Below are 12,089 nucleotides of genomic sequence, written 5' to 3'. Positions count from 1 at the left end.
CAGAAGCGGCGGAAAGCAGGCAAGCGCAAGACATAGCGCGGCTTGCGCTATGTCGCGCCACGTTCACTGCAAGCTGCGTGCCGGCTGAAGAGTCGCAAGTTTCAGCCGTTCGGGGCTGCGCGACCATGTTCGGCTGCCGACATTAGTTGCCAAGCGGACATCACAGCGTGTCGGCGGACGGCCTGTAAGACAGCACCAGCGTTTTGGATGTTCAGTGGCAAGACCGGGATGCAGCCATGCTGCTTACCTCCGCATCTGAGGTCCTCCTTGTCGGCGTCACCGGGCGGACTTGTCGACGGGCATCATCGGGGCAAAGACCAGCGCATTGATCAGCAGCCAGATCGACATCATCGTAAGGGTGGCATGCATGGCGATCTCCGACCCGTTAGCTGGAAGCATTGCCGAGTTGAAGGAGCTTTTTCCTTGCGAAAACGAAGTCACGCCGATAGCTCGGTTCGTTAACTGATTGCCGAGAGGATTGCGCTCGACAGGGGGGAGTAAAAATGCCAAAGAAGCCGCCCACGTTGCAATACGTCTTTGAGATTGAGCCAACAATCAACAACCGGTACAAGCATCCGGTTCTTCTGCGCAACAAAATGGCGAAATGAAGCTGGGCATCAGCAGCAATTGAGGAGCTACGGTCCAGCTTAAACAATCCTGATCACCGGGTTGGGACCGACGCACGAGCCGTGGTCTCATGGACGACGCCCTATTACACAAACGAGATCAAGGGCGAGATTTCGATCGAGAATGCCCGCTGCTGCCGGATCATCCGGGCCGGTCCAAGGCTGGTGCAACCCTCACTGCGAACTGTTCCGTAACGTTGCTGTTGCGGCTCCAGAGCAAGCGCCGTTTTCCGGGGCGGAGCGATCAACGGGCAGCAGCCCGCCGGCTGTCGCCGCCACCACTCGCATCAGCGTCGTTTACAGATGGAGCATGAGTTCACTGTATCGCCCTATTCTGGTCATGGACCACTCGCATGATGCCTGATTTCATGCGCGCCTGCGCCGCCCGCAAGAACCGCGTCAGCGCCAAAGACCTGGATTGCTCCTCTGTCCTGCTACAGAAGCCTGTCATCCTCGGTGCTATGCTTTTCGCCCGGTCAGTCCTCGCGGGCACCGCGCTCTTGTCCGCGACGACCATCGCGTGAAGCTGTCGCCGCCGGCAGATCCCAGAGTCTGTCCTGTGTATGCTTCAGTGGGGCCGCTAAAGCCTCAAAGGCCGACTCCACGTCTGCATAGGCAGCCTCCCTGAAAGCGGCATCCGCTGGGTCGATCTCGTTATAGGCGGTGACGGCCTTGTTATAGTTCTGGTATAGGGGCATTTGAGCCTCGTTGCTCCAGCCGAAACCGGGAAGGAGGATATGATCAGCCGGGACCGTGACGCGGCTTTTGTCCAGCTCCCGGAGGTAGTCCGCCGACCAGTCGTGGATGGTGTAGGATTCAATCTTATCCATCATCGATCGCCAGCGCTTGACACGCTCCTCAAGCGGCATGTTGGCCGCTTTCTTAATAGCGTCTGCGATCTCTTCGGGGTGGTTTGGATCCACCAGCAGCGCCTCGTCGTCGTTGAAGTCTTCAGCCGCACCTGCAAACTTCGATAAGACCAGAACGCCAGGATTCTCCGGGTCCTGTGCAGCAACATATTCTTTCGATACTAGATTCATCCCGTCGCGCAGCGGCGTAACCACACCGACATGTGCCGCGCGGTAAAGACGCGCCAGCGCAGCCTGGCTGAACGAGTCATTCGTGTAGTGGATTGGCCTCCAGTCGTCTGTGCCATGCTCGGCATTGACGTGGCTGATCGCATTCTCCACGTGCTCCTTGTACTTCCGATACTGGTCGACGTCGGCGCGTGAGGGCGGCGCGATCTGCAACAGCGAGATGCTGGCCGGCTCGGCCGCTAAAAGGTGGTTGAATGCTTCGACCCGCTTGTCGATACCTTTCGTGTAGTCGAGCCGGTCTACGCCGATCGCAAACTTGGCGCCCTCGAAGTTTTGCAATAGTGACGAGACTTTTTCTTGCTCGGCGGGCGAAAGGTCTGCCGCAAGATACTCTGCGAACTGCTTGGGATCGATACCGATTGGGAATTTTTGAAGTCGCGTCTGGCCACGCTGCGTGGTCACGACACCATCCTTGCTCTCCAGCCCGAAATAGGTCCGCAGGCAGGCCAGGAAATTGTTCAAATCCCAGTTCGTCTGAAAACCGAGCAGATCGTACTCCAGCATCGACTTCATCAGTTCGCGATAGTTGGGTACGCGCTCTATCATGTCGGGCGCCGGCCATGGCGTATGCAGGAAAAAGCCGGTCGGCCGCTCGATGCCGAGGCTATGCAGATTGGCCCCGAGCGGAAGCAAATGATAATCATGCACCCAGAACGCGTCCCTATCCCTCAAGTCGAATGCCGCACGCGCCATAAACTCGTTGATCTTTCGATAGCTGTCATAATCGGAGCCCGAGCTGTCATAATCGGCTGTGGAGCCCGCCATCTGGTCGGGCAGAGAATGCAATGCTGGCCATAGCGTCGAATTCGAAAACCCTGTATAATAGCCTGAATAGTCCGCTTCCGGCAGATCGAGCCTCGCCACATCGCCTGCACCGGTCTTCACGAGCGGCAGCGGCTGCTCGCTCCCGTCGCCGCGGTTCTCCGAGGAGCCCATCCAGACCGCACCGGAACGTTCCACGACCGGCTCGAGGCCCGCCGCAAGCCCGCCGGTCTGGGGTTTATTGGGGTCGAACGGCGCAACGCGGTTTGAAATGACAACCAGCTTCATTTCGGGCTTCTGGTTGGCCGTATCGAGGCGGTCCTCCATGTCGGCCGAAACAACAGCATCGGGAGGGCCTGCAGCTCCTTGTTGCTCCTGCTCCAACGGCATGTCGTGCAGGTGCAGGTCAAAGGCCGCTTGGCCTAAGGTTTCATCTTGCTGGGTCGAGCCTGATGTACTGCTGAAATCCAACGTTGCGGTGTCGGGCGCCTCATGGATCCGAACCATCTCGTAACTCCCTCCGACGATGTTTGCGTTCGTTGCAGTCGCAGATCAGCCGCAAGATATCTCCACTACGCCACGATGGCAGGTCCAGCTTTCCGGAAGCTGACCAGTCGAGCAAAATGGTCGGATTGCTGCATCCAACCAGGAGTTCAAGGCAGTCGTGGCGGATGAGTCAACGAGATGCCGGATTAAGGCAAGACGACGTTTGGCTTCATTGAGTTGATGAGTGCAAGCAGAGCGTTGCCCTCGTAGCCGGGACGCGCAATGGACCTCCGCCTAGGAGGACTCGGGCGCTGTGGCGAGATCACCGTCCTGATCGGCACCATTTGAATGGCGCGAGCGCGCATTGACGATTTCTGGAGTAGTCAATCCTCTGGATGTCGCAGATCTTGCTCGCCAACATCGAGCGCCCGCTCTGGTCTTCCGCCGGTACGATATAGACGGCCATCATACAGCCCTTAAGCATCGACCGCATCGTCTGGCCCCAAATCAACAGCGACACCCCGCAAGACGCACACGGTACTTTTCGCAGTTGTCGCGCCCGAACAGCGCATCCTCGCGGAACCCCATCTCTCTTCTCAGAACTGATAGGAGAACTCCGTTCCCATTTGAGCTATTCGTCCAGGTTGAGGAATATTTGCCGCCCAGCCGAGGCCACAGCCGATTGGCGGCGAATAGCCGAACTTTGAAGTCGCTGATGCTGGTTTCGAATGCTGCGATGTGAGTAGCACGACAAATCGACAGTCGCTTTACGATTGCGAGCCGGAGCAACGGCGGAGCGCAGTCACTTGAATGGGAATCAAGGACCTGAATCACCATGCTCCTTCGGTCAGATGACAGCTCACACTCATATGGAACAACCCATATTGGAGCGATTGTTTTTGTCGGCAAAAATCGGGCCGGCAACTGGGTTGCGCGCGAAACGCGGGGCGCGTTTGGCGGGCTTTTTATCGACCGCGCTGAAGCTCTGAAATACGCTCTGTTCAAGAACGGAGGCGATCCAGAGAACATCATCGAAGTGGCGCGTGAGATCGAGTTCGAAATTCCCAGGCCGTGAACTGCAGAACACGAAGGATTGACTGCCCTTCTGCATCCGCCGACCCGTCGGAGCCGGGCACTCGCAAACGATATTCTTGAGCGTGCGCACTGCAACCTTCAATTAGGTCGCGTCACATCTTTATAAACCTGAACATTAGCCGTCGTGTTTCGCTTCGTGCGACGACCTAAGATGAGAGAAGCACGCACCATCGACTATGCCATCTGGCACGCGTTTCATTACGTAATCATAGCGTACAATTCAACGAACCAGCCGGTTTCATCTGCATCGGACTATTTGAGGTGGAATGCGTTCGCGGGCTGAAGGCCATCTCATTCGCACCGAGATTCAGAAACGCCCGGATCGCCGCGTCCGCCGCTAACATGTCCAGCTTATCTCGAATCCGCAATATCATCAGAAGAACGCAACTTTTTGCATTTAAGTTAGCCACGCTTCGTAAGGATCGCCCGCGCTTGGTTGAGCGCAGAGCGCTGGAATATGGTGCAACGTCTACCAACAGCACGCTTTTGGAAATGGGTTCGCGGACTATCATTGCTGTCTTCGTGTCCGGCCCAGGCCGTCTACACCGCCTTTCCGACGACCACGACTTCAGTACGTCAGCCGCTACGATCACCTCTCTTCAATTTGCGACACGCATACGACCGCCGCGTCCGCAGCAGGGGGACGGACCGATTACAAGGTGAACATAGGGATACGAGCGGCCGTCGAGCTTGCAAGAGCGTCATGAGCCCGTGATCTCACCTCCCCTGGTGGTCCACGGCGCCCGGTGACGATCAGCGACGAAATAGAAGCAGGCCAGATCTGCATGAGCGGCGGCGCAACCGCGGCCGTTACCTTAAATAAGACCCTCGCGCCGCGCCTTGACGACGCACTGAGTCCGACTGGACGTTTCTAGCTTTCGCATCGCATTCTTGATATGAAAGTTGACGGTGTTCTCGCTCACTTTCAGAATGACACCGATAGCCCAGGATGACTTCCCCTCCTCGACCCATCGCAAACACTGTCTTTCCCGTTCCGACAGCACAACCTCTTTCTCATCCGCCATGAATTTCTCCTGGACTCGAGAGAACAGGAGAGGGATCAGCAAATGCGATGCCACTCCGGCGCCAGCAAGCATCGGCGAGGCAGGACAAATTCTTGGCGATTGCCGCGATATTCGCGCGAGGCCGCCGTCCCACTGCAGCCCTGTCGATGGGCTTGCGACATGTGTCGTAAATACGACATCAGCATTACGACAATCGTGGCTGTCGATGTTGTGTCCAACTCTATGTAAGGCGGATATCACCCTTTCACTAAGCACTCCTCCCCGCCAAGGAGTGAGGAATTCTTCCTGGGGCCATAGGACCAGGCTCGCGAACCCAGGTCATCCATTTGTAACCAAGGCCCCTCTTTCCCAATCAACCCCATAGCGAAAGCTTTGCGTTCGGCGCCACTCCTACGCAATTATGCAAATCTGCGCGTCTCAAAAAACTACCAATGCTGGTCATTGATCGGCATTCCCCCAAAAAGATATGAACAGTGACGTCGGCGCTAGTCGACGATCGGCTTCCAGGATTTGGGCATGCAGCATCAACCACAAGCCGTTCGGCATATGGCAGGCCGTCAATGCGCACGCCAGTCGCCTGTCGAAATGCTTCGGGCCCAGGTGTGCTCGAATGATGATCTGTCGTTTCTGATGGAAGCGCATGATGGCCTGTCTGCCACGATCGCCCAGCGCTCGGGATTCAAGGGGCTCTGGGCCTCTGGCTTGTCGATTGCCAGTTCGCTCGGCTATCGCGATGCCAACGAAGCTTCATGGACCCAGCTCGTCCAGAGCGTCGAACGCATAGTGGACTCAACCGAGCTACCTGTGCTCGTTGACGGTGACGGGGGCTTCGGCAATTTCAACAATGCTCGCCTCCTCGCACGCAAACTTCATCAGGCTGGCGCGGCGGGCGTCTCGCTTGAGGACAGCTGCTTCCCGAAGCTGAACTCGCTCATTGGTGAGCGGCATCCGCTCGCCGATATCGATGAATTCTCCGGTCGTCTGCGGGCTGTAAAGGATGCAATCGCCGACAATCTTGTTCTCGTGGCCAGGATCGAAGCGCTGATCGCTGGACATGGATTGAATGAAGCCATCTTGCGTGCTCATGCCTATGCCGAGGCAGGCGCCGATGCAATCTTGATTCACTCGCGAAAAAGTACCGCGTACGAAATGCTTTCGTTTGTCAGCGAGTGGCGGAACCGGCTACCCGTTGTGATTGTTCCGACTACGTACTATCGAACGCCAGTGTCAACCTTTCGTGATGCGGGGATCTCCACGGTCGTCTGGGCCAATCACTCCATGCGAGCTGCGGCAGCTGCAATGCGGCGCGTCTGCGATAGCATCGCAGCTCAAGAGAGCGTTGCGGGCATTGAATCTCATATCGCACCGCTTAGCGAGATATTCGAACTCCTGAGGTATGACGAACTTGCCACGGCCGAAAAGCAATATCTGCAGCCCAGCTAGTTCATGGCGGCAGAGTCTACCAGCCAAAGCTTCCTTTGTTCAAAACCCACCCGATGCGTCTCTCGGCCGTCGTCCGTCTCGCTCCAGTGTCACCCAGCCAGGCCGCGACCTAACATTCTCGACAGCTCTGGACGTGGCCAAATATCTGTCTCTGCTGCCTAAGGAAGCTCACACAACGGCTGATGCAGGTATGCGTTAATGGCGATTCACACCTACCTCCTTCAAGCTCTGGGGTGGTCTGACAGGTGCGGCAGGTAAGGCTGAACAGAGGCGTTCACAATGCTCGCGCAGCGACACGCGGGATGAAGAAGGCGAATGAAATGCCTCTGAATGCTCCCAAGCATGCTCTCATTCTCGCCGCTGGAGTGGGCTCTCGACTGCGGCCGCTAACGGATCTAAACCCGAAACCGCTAGTCCAAATCCATGGCACTCCCATCCTGCACAACGCGCTAGATAACCTAGGGCGTGTCGGCGTGGAACAGGCGACGATTGTTGTCGGCTATCGCAAAGAGGCGATCCAAGACGCCTGCGGCAGCCGCTTTGGCGGTGTTGCAATCAAATACGTCGAATCCCCTGTTTACGACCGTACTGGGAGCGCCTATTCGCTATGGCTGGCGCGAGACGCTCTGCTTCCCGGAGACTGCTTTCTTCTTGAGGGCGACGTCTTCTTCGAGGAAAATGTATTGCGGCAGCTGCTCACCAGCGAAGCGTCCGACGCGGCTGCTGTCGCTCCCTTCGGTGAGCTGATGCAGGGATCAGCGGTCCTGTTGTCCGATCTTGGCTTCATTTCAGAATTTCGTTTGAAACAAACAGCGATAAATCTCATCGCGGATGACCCGCCTCTTTACAAGACGATGAATCTGTTGCGGCTGTCTGCGTCTACTCTGCGGACAGAGGTCGTTCCGGCCCTAGACGATATGATCAAGGCCGGAGCTACCCAGGCCTACACGGAGGAACTTCTTTCCTATCTCGTGGAAACACAAGGCCTGCAGCTTGCTGCCGTGAGATGCGATGATCTCAGGTGGTACGAAATCGATGATACGGAAGATCTGCGTACCGCCGAGCGCATCTTCGCAAAAGCCGATACGTCTGATCCAACCGCCTGGGGGTGAGGTTCACGACGTTTGCCGCTGCGCCTCTTCAGGACATTCGCGGCTGCGTCTGACGCCGGCCGCGTAACGATGCCAAGACCCACAAGCTTGATGGGGCCGCAACCAACACCGCCGCCTATTGCCTCAGCAGAACGCGAGCGGCTCGTCCCGGCACGAAGCGGGAACACACATCTCAGCGATGGTGGCAGCGAAACAATCATTTGGCCCGCAGCCGCTTCGACCGCAGGAATGGGACGGGACCTAGACCTTGAAGGAGGCAGATGATTTCGATTTCCTCGTCTGCGCTTTTCCGGATCGAGGCTTTCCTGCACGCGACTGCTCCGCGGAACAAATGTCTTTGAAGTCGAATCTGAAGCTGATTCTTGGTGCGCACAGTACATTCTCGCCAAATTTGATCGGAATACGGCCGGAGCAGTCAAGGCTCTCTTTGACGAAGACCGGCGCTGAAGTCGACATTTCAAGCAGGCGCGCCTCCTGCGCGGAAGGCAGACGCGCACTTATCGTCACCCATTGCTGCGAGTAGTCGTCAATGCCGATCCGCCTGAGAGCCGTCGAGATCGAGTTGGCGCCAGAGAATTTGTCCAGCAGTCCGGGAGTGCGTTTCGCCGGGAAGTAGCTATGCGCAATGACGATAGGGATTTCGTCCTGATAGCTCAGCGTGTCGATGCGCAGCACATCGTCACGCGCTTGCAAGTCGAGGTAGTCGGCGAGCCGCTCGTCTGCCGGTATCGTTGCAGCAGACAGTATCTTACGACGCGCCAAGCGGCCTTGCGAGAGGAGATTATCGGTCAGCCGGGTTTGAGGGGAGAGAAGATAGGGTTTTGGATGTTCGACAACGAAGGTGCCTCTCCCCTGCTCGACACGTAGCAGTCCTTCCTGCTCAAGTGCCCGAATGGCGTATCTTACAGTGTGCCGGTTGACACCATATTCGAGAGCAAGCTCTACGTCGTTCGGAAGTTTTTCGCCTGGCCGAAATCGGCTCGAGGCAATAGCTTCTTCGATGTTCGATCGAACAAACTCCCAGCGCTTTCCTTGATACATAGCTCAATGGTCCGTGGGTCAGGCGTCCAATTGCGCCGGGTTAGCGTCCGGCTTACCATTCTTCGGTCGTTCCAGCCGGGTTACGGCCGCTCCTCTCAGGTAAAGACGTTGTCGGTATAGCTTCCGGAAGACAGTTGCCCGGCGCGCTGAAGAGGCAATTGAGACGCTCGCATCTTCGACATCATCCTGGCCTGAGTCCTCGCGATCTTGCAAAGCTTCATCGATGATACGGCCTTGCACAGTCGACGGTAGCGGCAGTCCCAAGCTGGAAAGGATCGTCGGCACCAGATCAACGATGCTGGTTGGGGACGCAACAACTCCGCTTCTAAAGGCATTGCCAGCAAGGATGCATAGTGAAGACAGCTCGTGCGCCGAAAGCCCTCCGTGCATACCAACCCCGATCGGATAGCTCCCATCGTAGTACACGGCGTCGGGGGAAGCGCTCCGATTGGCCGCGCCGCAATCGGCGAGAACAAACGACAGGTCTGCACTTCGTTGGTGTTCGGCCATGACAGCCGAAAGCGGGAGGGTGCTCGCGACAAGTGGAGAGCCATCGGAAGCCTGACGTGAGAAAGCCACGCCAAACCATGGCTCCTCGGACAGGGCGTGATACAGCTCTGTCAGAAGATGACCCTCTCTGTCCCGGGCCCAAATGTTGACAACGCGTTGAGCGCTTATTGCGGCGTCTACATCGGGCGTGAGTTCGTATCCGACCTTGAATCCCGACCGCTGCAGGTGTTCCAACACGGAGACCTTTTCTCCAATGATGGCGTGTCCGTGATCAGATGCAGCAATAAGCTGTACTCCTTCCCGCTCTCCTTTCTCGCTCCACCAAGCGAAAATTCGTCCAAACTGGCGATCGACCTCGTGGAGAACCTCACGCGCTGTAGGATGCTGAAGACCGAACATATGATATGTAATGTCCGGCTCCGAAAGCCAGAGCAGGCTGACCTCCGGAAGTGCTTCTTCCTTGAGGAACGAGAAGAATAGATCGACGACACGCTCGATGGCAGCACGCGCGGGCCGCTCGTCGGGAGGGAGCATCGGAAAGGTTGGCGCAGTCCGTTGAACGGCCGCATTGCCACTGAACTTTGATGGGTCGTGAACCCAGAACGCCGGCGCACCTGTCTGCCAACTCCCCCAGCTCGAAAGTCCAAAAGAGCCCTGCGACTGAGATCCGATCGACAGCATCGCACGACTATGAGCCGCCAAGACTTCGCCGATCGTCGTGGCGGTGAGGACGCCACCGCGTTCGCCGCCGAGCGTCAGGAGCGCCGAGAGCGAAGATCCGTCGATCGACCGACCGTTTGCCAAAAAACGGTTGCCGATGATTCCATGGGCCGAGCTATGTCCGCCCGTGGCCAGCGCGGCCGATGAAACCCGCGTCTCACTGGGAAAAGATGAGGCATGGCGGGCAAGTCGAAGGCCGGTTTTGGACAGCTCGGCGAGATTCGGCGTAACAGCTTCGTCTAGCTGGTCAGGACGAAGGCCATCCAGCACGACAATTAAGAATTTCATTCGGCCACCTTCCAGCTCCGATTCCCGAATCTCAACCTACGGGAGTGGAAGCCCCCTTGTCCAGCTACCTAGGCACCTAGGCCTGTCATGATGGTGTCACATGGTGTGAATTATATCTCGCAATACTCGAACCGCTCCTCAGAAAACCATTGTGCGAGCCGCCCGGCCCGAGCGTGAGTACGCGAAGCTGCATGGTCCAGAAGCTCGGCACTCGATGGTTTGTGCAACGAAGAGATGTGTGATGAATACCTGTAATCGACGCGCGGTTCTCAAATTGGTCGCTGGGCTGAGCTTGGTTCCATCGACCACTGTCTTTGCCCAAGACGCTGGCCGAACGGCACTGCGGATCGCAATGCAGGATCTGCGCGTTGAGCTCGATCCGCTCCATCCCCGTGCTACAGCGCTCGTGAGCTTCCGGGTGCTCGAGAGCATTTACGACAAGCTCTTTGCAATCGACTATCAACGGGACGGGCAGATTCGGCCAATGTTGGCTGAAAGCCTCGAGGCTCTCGACAGCACCACATATCGCGTGTCTCTGCGGAAAGGGGTTCGATTCCACGATGGTGAAGAGTTAACGGCAGAGGACGTCGCATTTACCTTCGGTGCGGAGCGTATGCTGGCAAAGGACAGTCCGGGTTATGGCGTTGGCCAGATCAGCTTTCCGTCGATGAGCGCGGTGCGGGCAACCGGTCGACATACTGTCGAGTTCAGCACCAAGGCGCCCGACCCTGTTTTTGTCAAACGCCTGACCTCCTATGGAGCCGGCATCGTCTCGAAATCGGCCTATCTGAAGGCGGCGACATTCGATCAATGGGCCAGGGCTCCCATAGCGGCGGGGCCTTACAGGGTCGTTGAGGCCGTCGAAAACCGCTACATACGCCTCGAGGCGCACGAGGGGTACTGGGGTGGAAGGCCGCCGCTGAAGGGAATCGAGTTTCGGATGGTGCGGGAGCCGGCGGCACGCGTCGCCGGCCTTCGCGCTGGCGACTTCGATATCATCACAACCGTAGCGCCAGATCAGTTCGATATTCTCGCCGCGGACAACCGGCTGGACGTGGTTGGAGGCGACACGATGTCCTTCCGCACGCTGGTCTATGATTCGACGACCAATGAGGTGCTGCGGGATCCGCGCATCAGGCGCGCCATGAATCTGGCGATCGACAGGCAGACCATTGTCAATAGTATTTGGCGCAAGCGCATAAGTGTGCCGCCTTCCCATCAACACCCTGCTTACGGCGCTCTCTACAATCCTGATCGGCCAATCCCACGGTACAATCCGCAAGAGACGAAGCGACTTCTTGCCGAAGCCGGTTATAACGGGGCAGCAATTCCTTTCAAAACGGTCGGCAACTATTACACGGCCGAGCTTATCGAAACTCAAGCCATCGCAGCAATGTGGAGGGCTGTCGGCCTGAACATCGATATCCAAATGAAAGAGAATTGGGCCCAAGTCGAAGACCGTCTGGGCCGCGGTGTGAACAACTCGTCCGATGGGACATACTACCCCGATCCCACAGCATCGTTCGTCTCGCGCTGGGGGTCTCAGAGCAACTTTCAGAGGGGTGGATATTGGCGGAACGACAGATTCAATGTGCTAGAGACGACTTTGCTGACGGCGCAGGACCCAGCCCAAAGGCGAGTTGCCTATCAAGAGATGCTCGACATATTCGACGAGATTGATCCACCAGGAACGGTGCTCCATTCGCTTGGCGAGTTCTTCGGAAAGCGCGCCAATATCAGGTGGGCACCGACGCCAACCGGTTTGATGGATTTTCGGCCAGGCGCAATCAACGTCTAGCCGAGAACGCCTTGGGCCGGACGCAGAAGACTATTGTCTGCTCGGAAGGTGGAATCATGGACCGAACTAGTTCGCATGCACTTGAA

At 57.3% G+C, this 12,089-nt stretch carries 8 protein-coding genes; 3 read left to right on the top strand and 5 right to left on the bottom strand.

Going from position 1 to position 12,089, the window contains the following annotated elements:
* Positions 1-1,102: 1,102 nt before the first annotated feature.
* The 3 genes from MTX21_RS34595 to MTX21_RS34585 all read right to left on the bottom strand — a co-directional run bounded on the left by MTX21_RS34595 (position 1,103) and on the right by MTX21_RS34585 (position 5,091).
* A complete protein-coding gene (locus MTX21_RS34595) occupies positions 1,103-2,992 on the bottom strand; it encodes a trehalose-6-phosphate synthase (RefSeq protein WP_280968954.1) in 1,890 nt (629 codons plus the stop codon).
* An 844-nt stretch (positions 2,993-3,836) separates the two neighbouring features.
* A complete protein-coding gene (locus MTX21_RS34590) occupies positions 3,837-4,136 on the bottom strand; it encodes a hypothetical protein (protein ID WP_280968953.1) in 300 nt (99 codons plus the stop codon).
* 745 nt (positions 4,137-4,881) lie between these two features.
* Positions 4,882-5,091: a helix-turn-helix transcriptional regulator gene (locus MTX21_RS34585; RefSeq protein WP_348637463.1), complete on the bottom strand. Its 210-nt coding sequence runs from the start codon at positions 5,089-5,091 to the stop codon at positions 4,882-4,884.
* 585 nt (positions 5,092-5,676) lie between these two features.
* On the opposite strand from MTX21_RS34585, the gene aepX reads away from it, so the two are divergent.
* Complete coding sequence (gene aepX / locus MTX21_RS34580; protein WP_280970889.1) at positions 5,677-6,534, top strand: phosphoenolpyruvate mutase; 858 nt, start codon at positions 5,677-5,679, stop codon at positions 6,532-6,534.
* Between the two features lie 320 nt (positions 6,535-6,854).
* Complete coding sequence (locus tag MTX21_RS34575) at positions 6,855-7,646, top strand: phosphocholine cytidylyltransferase family protein (RefSeq protein WP_280970888.1); 792 nt, start codon at positions 6,855-6,857, stop codon at positions 7,644-7,646.
* A gap of 240 nt (positions 7,647-7,886) precedes the next feature.
* Here MTX21_RS34575 and phnF read toward each other — a convergent pair whose 3' ends face one another.
* Both phnF and MTX21_RS34565 read right to left on the bottom strand, forming a co-directional pair.
* Positions 7,887-8,687 (bottom strand): phosphonate metabolism transcriptional regulator PhnF, encoded by an 801-nt coding sequence (phnF, locus tag MTX21_RS34570; RefSeq protein WP_280968952.1) that lies wholly within the window; start codon positions 8,685-8,687, stop codon positions 7,887-7,889.
* Between the two features lie 18 nt (positions 8,688-8,705).
* Positions 8,706-10,205, bottom strand: a complete 1,500-nt coding sequence (locus MTX21_RS34565) for an alkaline phosphatase family protein (RefSeq protein WP_280968951.1) — start codon at positions 10,203-10,205, stop codon at positions 8,706-8,708.
* 241 nt (positions 10,206-10,446) lie between these two features.
* On the opposite strand from MTX21_RS34565, the gene MTX21_RS34560 reads away from it, so the two are divergent.
* On the top strand, positions 10,447-12,003 hold the full coding sequence (locus MTX21_RS34560) for an ABC transporter substrate-binding protein (protein ID WP_280968950.1): 1,557 nt from the start codon (positions 10,447-10,449) through the stop codon (positions 12,001-12,003).
* Positions 12,004-12,089: the final 86 nt, after the last annotated feature.

Source organism: Bradyrhizobium sp. ISRA430 (assembly GCF_029909975.1).
GTDB lineage: Bacteria > Pseudomonadota > Alphaproteobacteria > Rhizobiales > Xanthobacteraceae > Bradyrhizobium.
This window is presented reverse-complemented; position numbering and strand designations above follow the sequence as displayed.

Excerpts from the sequence above, each read along its gene's own strand:
- MTX21_RS34595 (WP_280968954.1), bottom strand. The coding sequence starts at position 2,992 with ATGGTTCGGATCCATGAGGCGCCCGACACCGCAACGTTGGATTTCAGC.
- MTX21_RS34585 (WP_348637463.1), bottom strand. The coding sequence starts at position 5,091 with ATGGCGGATGAGAAAGAGGTTGTGCTGTCGGAACGGGAAAGACAGTGT.
- aepX (WP_280970889.1), top strand. The coding sequence starts at position 5,677 with ATGCTTCGGGCCCAGGTGTGCTCGAATGATGATCTGTCGTTTCTGATG.
- MTX21_RS34575 (WP_280970888.1), top strand. The coding sequence starts at position 6,855 with ATGCCTCTGAATGCTCCCAAGCATGCTCTCATTCTCGCCGCTGGAGTG.
- phnF (WP_280968952.1), bottom strand. The coding sequence starts at position 8,687 with ATGTATCAAGGAAAGCGCTGGGAGTTTGTTCGATCGAACATCGAAGAA.
- MTX21_RS34565 (WP_280968951.1), bottom strand. The coding sequence starts at position 10,205 with ATGAAATTCTTAATTGTCGTGCTGGATGGCCTTCGTCCTGACCAGCTA.
- MTX21_RS34560 (WP_280968950.1), top strand. The coding sequence starts at position 10,447 with ATGAATACCTGTAATCGACGCGCGGTTCTCAAATTGGTCGCTGGGCTG.